Origin of the sequence: Microbacterium sp. ZW T2_14, from assembly GCF_044987405.1 — a bacterium.
Taxonomy (GTDB): Bacteria; Actinomycetota; Actinomycetes; order Actinomycetales; family Microbacteriaceae; genus Microbacterium.
In genome coordinates this window covers 1-15,751 of record NZ_JBJDRK010000029.1, presented here as the reverse complement: position 1 = coordinate 15,751, position 15,751 = coordinate 1, and the positions used below count along the sequence as shown (strand labels likewise).

General features: G+C 70.3%; 11 protein-coding genes. 5 read left to right on the top strand and 6 right to left on the bottom strand.

Annotated elements, in window-relative coordinates; genetic code table 11:
- Nucleotides 1–3,271 precede the first annotated feature (3,271 nt).
- Both ACI3KY_RS11235 and ACI3KY_RS11230 read left to right on the top strand, forming a co-directional pair.
- The gene (locus tag ACI3KY_RS11235; protein WP_404930292.1) at nt 3,272–4,195 is read left to right on the top strand and encodes a ParA family protein; all 924 of its coding nucleotides are present in this window, start codon (nt 3,272–3,274) and stop codon (nt 4,193–4,195) included.
- Nucleotides 4,195–5,172, top strand: coding sequence for a ParB/RepB/Spo0J family partition protein (locus ACI3KY_RS11230; RefSeq protein ID WP_404930258.1), 978 nt, complete (start codon nt 4,195–4,197; stop codon nt 5,170–5,172). The genes ACI3KY_RS11235 and ACI3KY_RS11230 overlap by 1 nt, the downstream gene beginning before the upstream one ends.
- A gap of 84 nt (nt 5,173–5,256) precedes the next feature.
- Here ACI3KY_RS11230 and ACI3KY_RS11225 read toward each other — a convergent pair whose 3' ends face one another.
- A complete protein-coding gene (locus ACI3KY_RS11225; RefSeq protein ID WP_404930257.1) occupies nt 5,257–6,606 on the bottom strand; it encodes an RNA polymerase sigma factor in 1,350 nt (449 codons plus the stop codon).
- A 57-nt stretch (nt 6,607–6,663) separates the two neighbouring features.
- On the opposite strand from ACI3KY_RS11225, the gene ACI3KY_RS11220 reads away from it, so the two are divergent.
- Nucleotides 6,664–7,011 (top strand): tryptophan synthase subunit alpha, encoded by a 348-nt coding sequence (locus tag ACI3KY_RS11220; protein ID WP_404930256.1) that lies wholly within the window; start codon nt 6,664–6,666, stop codon nt 7,009–7,011.
- 9 nt (nt 7,012–7,020) lie between these two features.
- Here ACI3KY_RS11220 and ACI3KY_RS11215 read toward each other — a convergent pair whose 3' ends face one another.
- The 5 genes from ACI3KY_RS11215 to ACI3KY_RS11195 all read right to left on the bottom strand — a co-directional run bounded on the left by ACI3KY_RS11215 (nt 7,021) and on the right by ACI3KY_RS11195 (nt 13,179).
- Nucleotides 7,021–7,437 carry a YciI family protein gene (locus ACI3KY_RS11215; protein WP_404930255.1) on the bottom strand — a complete coding sequence of 139 codons (417 nt, stop codon included), beginning with the start codon at nt 7,435–7,437 and terminating at the stop codon, nt 7,021–7,023.
- Nucleotides 7,438–7,652: 215 nt separating this feature from the next.
- On the bottom strand, nt 7,653–8,114 hold the full coding sequence (gene trxA, locus ACI3KY_RS11210) for a thioredoxin (RefSeq protein ID WP_404930254.1): 462 nt from the start codon (nt 8,112–8,114) through the stop codon (nt 7,653–7,655).
- A complete protein-coding gene (trxB, locus tag ACI3KY_RS11205) occupies nt 8,065–9,051 on the bottom strand; it encodes a thioredoxin-disulfide reductase (RefSeq protein WP_404930253.1) in 987 nt (328 codons plus the stop codon). The genes trxA and trxB overlap by 50 nt, the downstream gene beginning before the upstream one ends.
- A 169-nt stretch (nt 9,052–9,220) precedes the next feature.
- A complete protein-coding gene (murJ, locus tag ACI3KY_RS11200) occupies nt 9,221–10,834 on the bottom strand; it encodes a murein biosynthesis integral membrane protein MurJ (protein WP_404930252.1) in 1,614 nt (537 codons plus the stop codon).
- Entirely contained in the window at nt 10,831–13,179 is a 2,349-nt protein-coding gene (locus ACI3KY_RS11195) for a DUF6049 family protein (protein WP_404930251.1), read from the bottom strand. Before ACI3KY_RS11195 ends, murJ begins: the two co-directional genes overlap by 4 nt.
- A gap of 207 nt (nt 13,180–13,386) precedes the next feature.
- Between ACI3KY_RS11195 and ACI3KY_RS11190 the strand changes: the two genes are divergently transcribed.
- Nucleotides 13,387–14,910 (top strand): methyltransferase, encoded by a 1,524-nt coding sequence (locus ACI3KY_RS11190; RefSeq protein WP_404930250.1) that lies wholly within the window; start codon nt 13,387–13,389, stop codon nt 14,908–14,910.
- A 148-nt stretch (nt 14,911–15,058) separates the two neighbouring features.
- The coding region (locus ACI3KY_RS11185) for a matrixin family metalloprotease (protein ID WP_404930249.1) at nt 15,059–15,751 on the top strand (693 nt) is incomplete at its 3' end.

Here is a 15,751-nt window from a genome sequence, read left to right as displayed (position 1 = left end):
GATCGGTATCGCGGCGATGCCGTGAGGAAGTCGCTCGCGGACGAGAGGTGCACGTCGACGCTGGGCGTCGTGTCGGGTAGCAGCCGTGCGCTGGGCGACATGACGGGAGAGAGGGTCGGGGTGGCTTGCCGGACGCGCAGGGTGGGGCTGCGCGCCAGCAGGTTGATGTGATCGCGGAGCCGCGGTTGTTTCACGTGAAACATGGAGCGGCCGCAGTGCGCGGCCAGATCCTTCTGCACAGATCGCTGTCATGACCGGTAGGCGCCATTCTCACCGCCCGGCTCGGGGATGCTCCGGATCCCGCTGGAACGCGCGGTGGGCGAGCGCCGCGTGCGCGAGACCTGCTGAGGCGTGTCCCTTCGCGGATACAAGGTCCTGCACCGGTGGCGGTCATGACGGGACGCTGCCATTCTCACCGTCCGGCTCGAGGATGTGCCGGGTCCCGCTGAAGCGCGGGGTGGGCGAGCGCCGCGCTGACGAGAGGCTGCTGAGCGCGCGTGGCCCATCGCCGATACAGAGTCCTGCGCCGGTTGCGGTCATGACGCGAGGCCGCCATTCTCACCGTCCGGCTCGGAGATGTGCCGCGTCCTCACTTGAGTGCGGGGGGTGCCCAAGCGCCGCGCCGACGGGGCATTGCTAAGCGGCTGGCGCTTCGCTGATACAGAGTCCTACACAGGTTGCGGTCATGACCGGAAGCCTCCATTCTCATGGTTCGGCTCGGAGATGTGCCGCCCTCCTCATTGGAGTGCGGGCGGTGCGCAAGCGCCGCGTTGAGGAGCCGCTGCTGAGCGCGTGGCTTTTCGCCGATACAGAGTTCTGCACCGGTTGCGGTCATGACGGGAGGCCGCCATCTCACCGTCCGGCTCGGAGACGTGCCGCGTCCTCACGGAAGTCGGGCGGTGCGCAAGCGCCGCGTTGACGAGAGGCTGCTGAGGGAATGGTCCTTCGCCGATACAGAGTCCTCCACCGGTTGCCGTCATGACGGAAGGCCGCCATTCTCATGTGCCGGGTCACGCTCGGGCGCGCGGTGAGCGAGGGCCGCGTTGATGAGGCACTGCTGAGCCGGCGCCTCGCCGGTACAGGGTTCTGCACCGGTTGCGGTCATGACCGGAAGCCGCCCATTCCCATGGTTCGGCTCGGGATTCGCCGATACAGGGTCCTGCACAGGTTGCGGTCATGACCAGAAGCCGCCATTCGAATGGTTAGGCTCGGAGATGGGCCGCCCTCCCCATGGAGTGCGGGCGGTGCGCAGCCGCCGCGTTGACGAGACGCTGCTCAGCGCGGGTGCTCCCTCGCCGGTACAGGGCCGATGGTCGACCACACGGATCTCTTCCCCAGGCGCCGCTCCCCGGCGTGGGTGAATCGATGCGGTTCGCACGGTGAGGTGATGAGACGGTGCGGTGCGCACGACCACCCCAGAAGGGGGCGATCCCATCTCGCCGGTGGATCCCGGGTCAGCCGGGGGCGGAACCCCGACTGCATGACAGGAAAACAGCGGCTTGCCACCGGGGAGACGTTCCCATCCGCGTGCGAACGCGGCGTGGCGTGCGGATTCCGCTCACCGCGCCGGACGGGACCGCTAGACAACCGCGGCCCCGCGCTCTGCTGTGGGGTCCTTCGGCCACCCACGTGCTCTCGGCGGTCTTCGGACCGACACTGGATGCCCGTCGGCGATCAATCTGGTGGGGCCACACACCCTCAACGCAGACACCCCGGGGCGCACACGGCGACTGCGCCGAGGGTGATGTGGTGGGGCGCCTGTGACGGCGTGCGTACCCGCCGATGGTGGCTCGGTCCGCGACCCGGGATGACAGTTGCGGTCCCCTGCGCACACATCTCACGCGCCCGACGTCATGTCTCCTGCCGGCCGCAGGTTCCCGGTCTCGTGACGAGTAGGCGCATCGACGGATATCCCCGCGCGCACGGGCGCGACCAGGCCGATTCTCCGCTGGAAATCTATCGGCGCATTGTGCTGCCACTAGACCGATTGCCCTGAGCAGCTGCGGGGCCGCGGCGACGCGATCCCGTCCAACCTGGACCCTGGCACCCACGCACCGGATCGACGATGTTTCACGTGAAACGGGCATCGATGTGCACACGTTCCGGTCAGGCCGACGCTCGCCGCCTGAGACCCGGGCGCTTTCCCGGGACGAGGAATCCGTGCCCCGCTTCGCCGGGGCATGGGGTCAGTGACCTGCGTTCTGCCGGCGCGGGCGACGCGGGGGACTGTTCCGCGAAGCGCGTGTGATCCCCAGCGTGTTTCACGTGAAACCGCACCGATCCGACTCCCGGGTGCCAGCCTGGCCTGGCGCGTGGGGACCGCCGTGATGGCCCGTTGTGACCATGGAGGATCGTCTCGCAACGGAAGAACGGCGTTGGCGAGTTGTGCGAGACGAACACCCCGGGCAGCGGATGCGGCGGTGCGCCGGCGGTATCGCGCGATGCAGCAGAGTCCCCGTGTCTCCGCAGAAATACGGGCCGCTGGCTTCGTGCCGCAGCGGCGGGTTAGCGCGGCCGGGGAGCCTGGGCGGGGTTGACTAGAGGCGACAGGATTCCCGCTCGCAACGGTAAGGAACGCATGAACAACTGGCTCCGACGGCTGGGGATGGGGGGAAGGCGGGATAAGGTGGAAGGCGATGTTGAGCGGCTCGCGACAAGGGGAGAGTTTCACGTGAAACAACCCGACGAGACCGAGGCCGCGGCATCCCTCTCGTCCGATGGTTCGCTCACGGTGTCGTCGCCGGAGTCCCCCGCACGCTCCACGGATGCCCTCGCTGACGGCTCAGCGGAGGGATCTGCCGTGGACGCCACCACGCCGGTTGATTCGACGGCCTCGGAGTCAAGCGATGCGGCTCGCGACGCGGACGACCGGGCCTCGGAACCCGCCGAAGCCCCCACCGTCGGCGAACTGAGCGCTGACGCCGAGCCTCCCGCGGTCGTCGATGCGGAGGCGCCGAGCGACGACGCAGCGCCGCAGGAGGCGGTCGCTCCGAGCGAAGCGCCCACCCCTGATGACGCGCTCACGGCAGGCGAACCACTCCCCCCGAGTGAAGACGCCGCGCAGGGCGAAGACGCCGCGCAGGGCGAAGACGCCGTGGCGAGCGAGAACGCTGCACAAAGCGAAGACGCTACCCCGAGCGACGAGACGGACAGCGCCACTGCCGGTGACGCTGATCTCGCCGCCGCAGGCGACGCTGCGCCGGAGTCCGTCGATGCCACCGACGACACCACCGACGAGGGCACCACCGCCACGCAGGAAGAGGAATCCCCCATCGCGCAGCATGACGGCGTCACGATCGCGCAAGACGAAGACGACTCTCCGATCGCGCGGGAGCTCGCCGACTTGACCGCCCGCCGCAAGGCGCTCGACGAGGCGCGGGTCCAACTCACCGGGCGTACCCGGGTGCTGACGATCTCGAACCAGAAGGGCGGCGTCGGCAAGACGACGACCACCGTCAACCTGGCGGCAGCCCTCGCCGAGCGCGGTGCCCGCGTTCTGGTGATCGACCTGGATCCGCAGGGCAACGCGTCGACGGCGCTCGGGGTTCCGCACACCGCCGACATCCCGAGCGTCTACGACGTGCTGATCGACGAGTTCCCGCTCGCGGACATCATCCAGGTCAGTCCGGAGTCGCCCAACCTTCTCTGCGCGCCGAGCACCATCCACCTCGCCGGCGCCGAGATCGAGCTGGTCTCGCAAGTGGCGCGCGAGCATCGACTGCGGGTCGCCGTCGACGAATACCTCGCAAACCACGAGGGACAGCTGGACTTCATCCTGATCGACTGCCCGCCCTCACTCGGGCTGCTCACCATCAACGCCTTCACGGCGGCGACCGAGCTGCTGATTCCCATCCAGTGCGAGTACTACGCACTCGAAGGCCTGAGCCAGCTGCTCGGCACGGTGCGGATGATCCAGAAGCACCTCAACCCGCGGCTGGAGCTGTCGACGATCATGTTGACCATGTACGACGGGCGGACCCGGCTCGCGCAGCAGGTCGCCGATGAGGTGCGTGAGCACTTCCCCAAAGAGGTGCTCGACACGATCATCCCGCGGTCGGTGCGTGTTTCCGAGGCACCGAGCTTCGGCCAGTCCGTGCTCGCCTACGATGGACAGTCGGCCGGCGCCATCGCGTACCGTGAAGCGGCTGTTGAGATGATCCGGCGCGACAGCGCCTCGAACGAAAGGGGCGACTGATGGCAGCGAAACGCACAGGGCTCGGCCGCGGAATCGGCGCATTGATCCCCACCAACGAGCAGGCTGACGACCGTCCCTCCGACGTCTTCTTCCCCCGCGCGGTCGCGGTCGACGAAGCACCGTCGCCCGAAACGGCCGGCACCGATGTCCCGGAGAACCTCATCGAGGTTCCCGGTGCGCGGCTCGCCCACATCGACCCGCACGAGATCGTCCCCAACCCTCGTCAGCCGCGTACCAACTTCGATCACGAGCACTTCGCCGAACTGGTGCACAGCGTCCGCGAGTTCGGTGTTCTGCAGCCGGTCGTCGTGCGGACCAACGAGAAGGGCGAGTACGAGCTCATCATGGGTGAGCGCCGTACCCGCGCCGCCCGGGAGGCGGGACTCACCTCGATCCCCGCGATCGTGCGCGATACCGCCGACGAGCACCTCCTCCGCGATGCCCTGCTCGAGAACCTTCACCGATCCGAGCTCAATCCGCTCGAAGAGGCGTCGGCATACCAGCAGCTGCTCGAGGACTTCGGCATCACCCAGGAAGAACTCGCGACACGCATCGGCCGCTCGCGCCCGCAGATCAGCAACACCATCCGGCTGCTCAAGCTGCCGATGCCGGTGCAGCAGCGCGTCGCCGCCGGTGTGCTGACGGCCGGCCACGCTCGCGCGATCCTGTCGCTCGAGGATGCGACGGCGATGCAGCGCCTCGCCGACAAGATCGTCAACGAGGACCTCTCGGTGCGTGCGGCGGAGGCCGCGGCGAAGCTTCCGGATGCCTCGCCGACGCGTGCGGCGAAGCCCCAGGCCGGTTCGCGCCGGGCCCACCTCGACGAGGTGGGCGAGAGGCTCGGCGATCGTCTCAACACTCGCGTCAAGATCTCACTGACCGCCAGAAAAGGCCAGATCGCGATTGATTTCGCGAGTATTGAGGATCTCAACCGGATCCTCGAGGAACTGGGCGAGACGGGCTACGGGCCGGCGTAGCGCCGACGGCAGTCGCACCCGCGGGGGCGGGTGGTTCGCCAACGGGCACCAGAGCCGCCGCTGAACGGTGACCTCGAGCCGGCGTCAGGTGGAGGGCGGGGCCGCCGACGCTGCGCGCGCCGCGCGGCGTCGGAGCAGAGCCGTTTCGGCGTCGTTGCCCGGAAGATCGGCGGCCTCGCGGAATGCGGCCGCCGCGGCATCCGTCTCTCCCAGGCGCTCGAGCAGCTCGCCGCGCACAGCGGGCAGCGGGCGGAATCCCGCGAGCTCGTCCGCCAGTGCATCCACTTCTGCGAGGGCATGCTCGGGACCGGCGGTCATCGATAGAGCCACCGCGCGGTTGAGTCGCACCACGGGCGACGGTGCGAGGGTGTCGAGGGCGTCGTAGAGCCGGAGGATGCGGTCCCAGTCCGTCGCGGTGAAGGCGGGGGCCACGGCGTGGCACTGGGCGATGGCCGCCTGCAGTCCGTAATAGCCGAGACCGCGGCCGCGCGTCTGGCCGGCGCGTGCGGCCGTTTCCGGCGAGGCGGCGGCGGCCGAGCCGGCCTCGGCACGGGAGGGCGCGGGGAGTGCTCGCGTCATCGCTTCGTTGCCGCGGGCGATGGCCGAGCGATCCCAGCGACGCCGGTCCTGTTCTTCGAGTGTCAGCGGCATGCCGTCGGCATCGATGCGTGCGGCGAACCTCGACGACTGGAACTCCATCAGCGCGATGAGCGACCAGATCTCGGGCTCGTGGGGCATGAGGGCGGCGAGCTGCCTGCCGAGGCGCACCGCCTCACGTGCCACGTCGACGCGCACGAGCCCCTCCCCCTCCGTGGCGGAGTACCCCTCCGTGAACAGGAGGTAGATCACCTGCAGCACGCTCGCGAGCCGGGCCGGCCGCTCGGAACGATCGGGCACCTCGAAGGCCACCCCTTCGTCGGCGAGTGCGCGCTTGGCGCGGACGATGCGCTGCTGCACCGTCGGCACAGTCATGAGCAGGGCACGCGCGATCTGCTCCGTGGTGAGGCCCGCGACCGTGCGCAGGGTCAGGGCGAGCCGCGCCTGCGCGGGGAGCACCGGATGGCAGGCGACGAACACCAGGCGCAGGATGTCATCGTCGATGTGGTCGGGGTCCGCCTGCTCGGGCACGGAATCGACCGCTTCTCGCTGCAGCGCCTCGGTGACGAAGAGCGGCTCTCGCTGCGTGAGCCGCTCGCGCCGTCGCCACCCATCGATGGCCCGCCGCTTGGCGACCGACATGAGCCATGCTCCGGGATTGTCAGGGATGCCGCCGGCCGGCCAGCTCGCGAGGGCTTCGACGAGTGCTTCCTGCGCCAGATCCTCGGCCCAGGCGAAATCGCCCGTGTGACGGGTCAGCGCCGAGACGATGCGAGCCGACTCGTCCCGCCAGACGGCCTCGACCGCACGCCGCGCGTGTCCGTCGTCGGAGGTCATGCCCTCAGCGTAAGCGGGGTGACCCGCGGTGTCGGAATCGCAACGTACCCTGGATTGGTGGCGAACGACGAGCACACCCTGCGACGGCGAGCGAGTTTGGAGCTGCTGCGCGCGGAGGCCGCAGACGAGCTCTCGGTGCTGGTGCACGAACGGCTGCGAGCCGGCGAAGACCCGTGGGAGTTCATGGACGAACTGCCGTCCGTCGACGAACTCGTCGTGTATCTGCTGCGGGCCGAGAACATCGCTGCCGACGGCGGATCCCGTCCGAACGCCAGCCGCCACTACCGCGTGCTGCGTCAGATCGCCCTCGAATACCCTCCGCTGACGAAGGCGGTGTGGTCGCTGCTGGGTGACGCCAACACGCACCGCCGGTGGGACCCGACGGTGCGCGCGGAGGCCGGCTGAGGCTCCGGGTCACGAGTTGGCGGCGCGCCACTCCTGCTCCTTGGCGACCCACTCGTCGGTCTGGTCGAAGTCGCTGAGATCGTTGACGCGGCGTACCTCGAGCACCGTTCCGGGACCGAGCGGGCACTTGCGGGCCCAGTGCTCGGCCTCCTCGCGTGAGGACACCTCGATGATCCAGAAGCCGGTGAACACCTCGCGCGCCTCGGCGAAGGGTCCGTCGGTCACGGCAGGGGGAACGGAGTCGAAGTCGACGCGGAAGCCTTCCGCGGCATCCGACAGGCCCTCGGCACTGAGGAAGACGCCGGCCTTCTGCAGCTCCTCGTTGTAGGCGCCCATGGCGGCGTACGCCTCCGCCATGTCGAAGGCCTCGGGGTCGAACGCGGCTGCCGCCTCGGCACCGACCTGCATGATGAGCATGTAACGCATGACGTCTCCCTTCCGTCGGGGCTGGGCCCGGTTTCGGGGGGCCGAGTGGCCCCTTCACCCTGTGCGTCGAACAAGCCTCGCCCAGATCGACACCGATGGACAAGAAATCGCGAGGAATCACGGATGCCTCAGCGGGCATACGTCACGAAACCCGGATGGGAAGCAGAAAACCCCGCCGGCAGAACCGGCAGGGCTTCGTGCAGTCGAACTGGGGGTCAGCCGATGTACGCGGCGAGATCCTTCTCGAGCGCGAACTTCGGCTTGGCGCCGATGATGGTCGTCTCGACGGCGCCCTTGTTGAACACCTTCATCGCGGGGATCGACGTGATCTGGTACTTCATCGCGAGGTCGGGGTTCTCATCCACGTTGAGCTTGAGGATGGTGAGCTTGTCGGGGTGCTCGGCCTGGATCTGGTCGAGGACGGGCGAGACCATGCGACACGGGCCGCACCACTCTGCCCAGAAGTCCACGAGCACCGGCCCCTCAGCCTGGAGCACGTCCTGCTCGAACGTGGCGGAGGTCGTCGCCTTGGCGGTCATCTGATTTCTCCTTCGGTGGAAGTCTTTCGTGGTGTCAAACAGCGCCGGTCGCGCGATTGTTCCCGGGCGTGTCGCCACGCCGTACCGCTCAGACCGAGGCGACCTCGGGCAACCCGGCGATCTGGTCGCCTGCGGCATCCGGCTCGCCGGCCTCGCCGAGGCCGGCGAGGTAGTGCTCGAGGTCGAGCGCGGCGACCGTGCCGCTGCCGGCGGCGGTGACGGCCTGCCGGTAGGTCGGGTCGATCACGTCACCTGCGGCGAAAACGCCGGGCACCGAAGTGCGCGACGAGCGACCGTCCACCCACACCGTGCCCTCGGAGGTCAGGTCCAGCTTCTTGTGCACGAGGTGGGTGCGGGGGTCGTAGCCGATCGCGACGAACACACCGTCCAGCGCCAGCTCGCGGGTGGACCCGTCGACGGTGTCCTTGAGGACGATGCCGTTCACGGCGTCCTCACCGAGGATGTCGACCACCTCGCTGTTCCAGATGAACTCGATCTTCTCGTTCTTGAACGCCCGCTGCTGCATGATCTTCGACGCGCGGAGCTCGTCCCGACGGTGGATCACGTACACCTTGGACGCGAACTTGGTGAGGAATGTCGCCTCCTCCATCGCCGAGTCGCCGCCGCCGACGACCGCGATCACGCGCTCACGGAAGAAGAATCCGTCGCACGTCGCGCAGTACGACACACCCCGGCCCGACAGGCGCGACTCGCCCTCGATGCCGATCTTGCGGGGTGCGGAACCCGTGGCGAAGATGACCGCGTCGGCCTCATGGCTGCCGCCGCTGCCGAGGGTGACCTTTTTGACCGGGCCGTCGATGTCGAGCTCGACGACGTCGTCGTAGAGCACCTCGGCGCCGAAGCGCTCGGCCTGCTCCTGCATCTTCGCCATCAGGTCGGGGCCCATGATCGCCTCGGGGAAACCGGGGAAGTTCTCGACCTCGGTGGTGTTCATCAGCTCACCACCGGCCTCGACGGAACTGGCGACGACGAGCGGGTTCAGGTTCGCGCGAGCGGCGTAGATCGCCGCCGTGTAACCCGCGGGACCGGAGCCGATGATGATGACCTGACGCACGTGCGCACCTTTCCTCATGAAGCCTTGCGAAGCGTTCCGCGACGGACGCGATGGCCTCGGATGCCTCAACACATGGTAACCGCGCGGCATTCCGCACCACGCCCCCTTGCAGGCGTGCCGGGCGGCGGGTACGGCCGAGGCGCCGCCAGACGGCCGACTCGTGAACGGGTCAGCGCCGGCCGGGCAGGAAGCGCCGCACGAGGCCGGTGGCGACGGAGAGTTCTGGCGCGCGGAAGACGGCGAGGATGCCGACGTAGACGGCGATCACGACGATGCCGATGATCGCCGCACCTAGAGCCCCGAGGATCTTGTCCGAGACGGCCCAGCCGTCGACTCCGCCCATGAGCTGGAACGTCAGCCAGCCGATGAGCCCGGCGGGGATAGCGGCCAGGGCGAACCGACCGAGCGCTGTCAGCCACGAGGCGACCTGGATGCCGCCCAGCCGGCGGTGCAGCAGCCACGTCGCGACGATCACTTGGACGACGCTCGATACGGACTGCCCGAGAGCCACCGCCGCGACGAGCTGCGACATGGGGAGGATGCCGGCGTTGAAGGCCCAGAGTGCACCCCAGGCCGACGCGACGACGAGCGCGCACTGCAGGACGGTGAAGAAGAACGGCGTGCGGGTGTCGTCGTAGGCGTAGAACGTGCGCTGTACGACGAACAGCACTGCGAGGGGAATGAGCCCGACGAGGTAGCACAGCAGCACTCCGGCAGCGCCGACGGCTTCGTCCGGATCGCCTGTGAAGATCCGGGATGCCGGGACCGCCGCGACCGCCATCGCCGCCGTCGCGACGACCACGAAGAAGCCGAGCGTGCGGATGCTTCGGCCGATGTCACCACGGACCTCTTCGTCGCGCCCGGCCTTCGCATGCTCGCTCAGCTGCGTGAAGTAGGGGGTTCCGATCGACAGCACGATGATCGAGTAGGGAAGCATGAACAGCAGCCAGGCATTCGCGGCGACGAACATGCCGGGTGCGCCGTCCGGGACATTCGACATGACCTGGGACTGGACCAGACCGGCCAGCTGGCCGGCCACCACCATGAGGAACGTCCAGCCCGCGAGCCTGCCGATCTGGCCGAGTCCGACGCCTCGCCACCGGAAGTCCGGACGGATGTGCAGGCCGGTGCGGCGCCAGAAGACGAAGAGGATCGCCGTCTGCGCGATGATGCCGAGCGTCGCTGTGCCGCCGAGCACCGCGACCATCTCGGACGTCCAGAGGGTCCCCTTAGTGGCGGGGCCGAACAGCCAGATGAAGACGAGGAAACCCGCGATCGACACGATGTTGTTGATGATCGGCGCCCACGTGTAGGGCCCGTACACGCGGCGCGCGTTGAGGGATTCCCCCACCATGGCGAAGAGCCCGTAGAAGAGGATCTGGGGCAGGCACCAGTAGGCGAAAGCGGTCGCCAGTGCCTGCTGCGATGCGCTGTACTCGGGTGCGTACAGGGCGACGAGCAGCGGCGCAGCCAGTGTGGCGATGACGGTCGTGCCCAGCAGCACGACAGCCCCGAGCGTGAACAGCTTGGAGACGAACGCCCGGCCGCCGTCGTCGTGCGCCGCCGCCTTGACGATCTGTGGCACCACCACGGCGCTCAGCAGACCGGTGGAGATGATCGTGTAGATGTTGTTCGGCAGCTGGTTGGCGACAGTGAACGCATTGCCGCCGGCGCTCGTGGCCGCCACGGCCGAGACCAGCACGACAGCGCGCAGGAACCCGGTGAGCCGCGAGACGATGGTGCCCGCCCCGATCATGACGCTCGCGCGCCCGATGCCGCTCAACGGCGCGGCCCGTCGCTGGGTGCTGCGTCGGCCGTGGTGCCCGCATCTCCGGGAGAGCTCTGCACGGCAGGCTCGTCCGGCGCAGGTTTGGCATCTTCCTCAGCTGCGCCGTGCACCGAAGCGTCGCCCGCCTCGGCATCGGCCCCCGCACCGCCGGGCGCAGCACCCGGGCCCTCATCCGGACCGACGGCCGCGGCATCCGTCCCCCGTCGCCGGCGGCGCATGCGCAGGACCGTCCGCACGATGCCGATCAGCAGCAGCGCGCCGACGAGCACGGCGAGGGCGGCGATGCCGGCACCCTCCCAGTCGGCGTAGACATTGATGTCGACCGACTCGGGCTGGCCGATCGCGACGAAGGCGGGACTGCGCAGCTGGAGGGTCAGGGTGACCTCGCCGCGGCCGACACGTGCCTGCACCGGCACCTCGACGCGCGTGTTGCTGGAGGCCGTCGCGACGACGGGCGTCTCGCTCTGCACATCGAGACGGAGGTTGTCGCGCGTCGTGTAGAGCACGAGGTTCACCGGGTAGGGCAGATCGTTGCGCACCCAGAACCGCAGTGCGGCGCTCGAGCCGTAGAGGTCGCTCGGACTCGTCGGCAGCAGCGCGACGGAGTCGAGCGTGCCCGCCGTCTGGGCGTGGTGTTCGGCCAGTGCGGTGGACCACTCCGCGTCGCCGATCCACGCGACGCCGAGCAGCTGCAGGATCTCGGCACGCTCCGGACCGGTCAGCAGCGACGGCTGGTCGAGGATGGTCGCGAACCGGGCGAGCTCGCCTTCCTCGCCGAGGAGAGCGGATGCCGCAGCCGCACGTTCCGGCGACGCTTCGGTGCCGGTCAGCTCGAGCTCGCGCGGGGCGCTCTCGGCGACCGTGCTCAGGGTGCGCGCCGCGACGTCGGGGGCGGAGAAGGCGGCCGAGATCGCCGCACCCAACCCGACGCGCGAACGTCCCTCGCCGCGACCAACGGTCACGAGGAGCGGTCCGTCGGCCTCGGCGGTGGCGAAGGCCAGGTAGGCCGTCGCGGCGGTGAGGGACGCCCCGCGGAGCCACGACTCATCGCTCTGCGACGCGGCGTCCAGCGCCGACGAGACGTCGCTGTCGTACACGAGCGCGTCGGCGTCGTCCACCACGCCGGTGGCCGAGACCGTGCGCCCGGCGGCGCCGGCATCCGTCGTGGCGGACGGGATGAGGGTGGCCGTGGTGGCGTCGTCGGTGGAGAGCTCGCCCAGACGCGTCACGATCTCGGTGTCGGCCGTCCCGTCGGCGGGCCAGTAGATGCCGGGGCGGGTGGCGGGGCCGATGGCCAGCAGCGCCTCGGTGGTCGGCAGCGTGTCGGCGGGCGTCGGCGTCGGCGATGGGGTCGGCGTGGCGGGCGTCGTCGGATCGGTGGCGGTCGGGGTGGGCGTCTGCGTCGGCGTGGGCGTGGCGAAGTCCGAGGGCGACATGTAATAGAGGAAGGACGTCGGTTGGAGCGGCTGCGCCAGGCCGGCCTGCAGCTGCGCCGTCACGTCCGCATCGCCGAACTGCAGGGCGAAGCGGGAGTTCTGGATGCCCTCGAGTCGCGCGAGCCAGTCGAGCGCGGACTCCGGCGCCGAGGTGCCGAGCACTCGGATCGCCGCCGGAACGGCGGGGGCGACGGCGAGGATCGCCGGAGTGCCCGTCACGGAATCCAGTTGGTTGGTCAGGTCGCCGTCGGGCGCGGTCAGCTCGGCGAGCTCGTCCGCGGTGAGCAGCCCCTCGCCCTGAGCCCGGGCCGTGATGGGCACGATCACGCCGATACCGACATCCGTCGCGTCCTCCGGGGGCACGATCATCGCGCTCGTCGCCGTCACCGTGCCGTCGTCGCCCGGATACGACACGGCGAGCGGGTACACACCCGGTGCTCGTGCCGCGAGCGCCGGGTCGTCGGGTGCGACGCTCATGCCGCGCCGCTCGAAGGACCCCGGCTGCACGGCGTTCAAGGTCTCCGACGCGATGGGCTCGAGTCCGGGCGACGTGTCGGTGCCGTCGAGCCACTCGCCGAGCGCATCCCGATCGGCGAGGGCGGTGCGCCCGAGCGACAGCGTCATCGTGGACGGGGGAAGGGCGGCGGCGGTGCCGTTCTGCAGGGTGACCGTCACGCTCAGCGCATCACCGGGGCGCACGATCCCGCTGGCGAGCGGCGACAGCGTGAAGACCGTGGTGCCCGCGGGGATCGTCGAGGTCGGGGTGGGCGTGGGCTCGGGGCTCGCCGCCATCGCGGCACCCGGCATCAGCAGTGCTGCGAACACGGCGACCGTCGCGACGGCGGCGGTCGCGAAGCGCCGGGCGCGGCGCGCGGGACGCTGCAGGGCTCGCGGTGGGGTCACGATCATCCTGTCGGGGGGTTCGCTCCTGTGCGATGGCCTGACCGCACGATCGAGTGCGATTCTACGGTCCGCGCCTCCGAGCCCGCCCGATGCCGGGCCGCGTGTGCGCCGGTCGGAGCGTCCCTGGGCGCCGGTCGGAGCGTCCCTGGGCGCCGGTCGGCGCGTCCGTGGGCGGCGCATGCGGGCGGGGCGCGGTTGAATGGACGCGTGCTCCCCGAACCGGACCCCGCCCTGTGCCGTGACCTCGCCGACGACCTCCGTGACGCTGGATTCACGGCCGAGGCGCTCCGCGACGCGTGGGGCGTCGCCGCCGACGACGCCATCGCCCGCGGGCTGAGATCACCGGCGGCGCGCGCGCTCGGCGATCGTGGCGACCCCCTCGCCGTGCTGGGCAGACTTCTCGTGCTCGGGATGCCGCAGGCCGCGGCATCCGTCGATCGAGCCCTCGTCCGCACCGGCGCGGAGGGACTCGCGTACCTCGGTCTCGCGACCCTCGCCGGGAGCAGCGTGCAGCCGCTCGCGGTGGTGCGCCCGCAGTCGTACGCGGACGCGTCCGGAACCGGACAGTGGTGGATCGCGAGCGACCTGGACGAGGCCGCTCTGGGCGGTCCGCTGCCCGAGGATCACGTGCTCGGCGTCGGCGGCGCGTCGCTCACGCTCGCGGGCCTGCAGCTGCCGACGCCGGCCGTCCGAGGGCTCGACATCGGCGCGGGATGCGGCATCCAGGCGCTCCGCGCCCGCGCGCAGGTGGAGCACGTCGTGGCGACCGACATCTCGCCGCGGGCCCTGGGCTTCACCCGGCTCAACGCTCTGCTCAACGGCGTCGACGGCATAGAGGTGCGCCTCGGGAGTCTGTTCGAACCGGTCGACGGCGAGCAGTTCGACCGGATCGTGTCGAACCCGCCGTTCGTCATCACGCCACGTGTCGCGGGCGTGCCTGCCTACGAATACCGCGACGGCGGCATGGTGGGCGACGACCTCGTGGCCGCCTTCGTCGCCGGCGTGGGCGCTCATCTCGCGCCCGGCGGCGTGGCGCAGTTGCTCGGCAACTGGGAGACGCGCGACGGCGTGCCCGGCCTCGAGCGCGTGCGCGAGTGGGTCGCATCGTCGGACGTGCCGCTGGACGCCTGGGTCGTGGAGCGCGAGAGCCTCGACCCGCTGTCGTACGCCGAGCTGTGGGTGCGCGACGGCGGCACCCTGCCCGGCTCGCCCGGCTTCGCCCGCCTCGCCGACGCGTGGCTCGACGACTTCGCGGCGCGCGGGGTGACGGAGGTCGGCTTCGGCTACCTGCTGCTGCGGCGTCCGCTCGAGGGTTCGCCGACGCTGTCGCGCTACGAGTCGCTCCACACGGCGCTCGCCGGCGACAGCCTCGGCGCCCACCTGGCAGCGGCGCTCGACGCCCACGATCGCCTCGTAGGCGTCGACGACGCCGGGCTCGCGGCATCCGTCCTCGTCGTCGCCCCCGACGTCACGGAGGCGCGGCATCACCTGCCCGGAGCCGAGGACCCGACGATCATCGAGCTGCGGCAAGGCGGCGGATTCGGGCGCGCCCTCTCCGTCGACCCCGCGTCGGCGGCGCTCGTCGGCGCGTGCGACGGCGATCTGCCCGTCGGCGTGCTCGTGGATGCGATCGCCGAGCTGCTCGACGTCGACGCCGAGGCCCTGCGCGCCGATCTGTTCCCGCGCGTCCGAGAGCTGGCTTTCACCGGATTCCTGCGGCTCGCGGGGTAAGTCGTCCCCCGGTGCGCGGATGCTGTAGAAAACAGTATCTTGACACCGTCTGCGTCGAGGGAGGATCATCCGACGCGGGTGCTGGTCTGAGCACCTGTCTGTATCGGGTTGCCCGACCGGCGCGACCCGAAGCCCTGGGGAGGGCTCAATGGGGAAAGCGCGGGTGGTCGTCGGCGTTGTGCGCAACGCGTCGATGTCCCGCGCGCGCTCCGCCGCCATCGCCGCGATCGTCGCGGTCTCGATGGCCGTCACCCCTCTGGCCGTGCCGCCTGCGGTGGCCGCCGAAGACCTCGCCCTGCGTTCGGCAGCGCCGGTCGTCGCTGCGCCCGGCGCGAGCGACCTCACGGCCGCCGACATCGCCGCCGTCCTGCCGTCGGCACTCGCCCTCTGGGGCGCGTCCGACCTCCGCGGCGCGACGGTGCGCATCGGCGACGTCAGCGGCGACCGGATCGCGGTGACCTCGGGTCGCACGATCACGATCGATGCGGATGCCGCCGGCCGCGGCTGGTTCGTCGACGCGACGCCGTCCGCCTCGAGCGAGTACTCGCTCGGCTCGGGAGACACCGTCCGCGCGCGGCCCTCGGGCCCGGCAGCCGGGCACTTCGACCTTCGCACGGTGCTCGCGCACGAGATCGGGCATCTGCTCGGCCGCGCCGATGTGAGCCGCAACGACGCGATCATGCACGAGAGCCTGCGCCCGGGCGAGCGACACCTCACCGCTGGAGCCGACGCCGGGCCGCGTGCGGACGGTGTCTCCCGAGCCGAGCGAGTACTCGCTCGAGGCGGACGGCGTCGCGTCGACGAACCAGCCGCGGCCGGCGGCATCCGCATCGATCGTGAT

Coding starts and splice junctions, on each gene's coding strand:
- trxA (WP_404930254.1), bottom strand. CDS start 8,114: ATGCCGCAGGCGACCAGATCGCCGGGTTGCCCGAGGTCGCCTCGGTCT.
- ACI3KY_RS11215 (WP_404930255.1), bottom strand. CDS start 7,437: ATGCGTTACATGCTCATCATGCAGGTCGGTGCCGAGGCGGCAGCCGCG.
- ACI3KY_RS11225 (WP_404930257.1), bottom strand. CDS start 6,606: ATGACCTCCGACGACGGACACGCGCGGCGTGCGGTCGAGGCCGTCTGG.
- ACI3KY_RS11230 (WP_404930258.1), top strand. CDS start 4,195: ATGGCAGCGAAACGCACAGGGCTCGGCCGCGGAATCGGCGCATTGATC.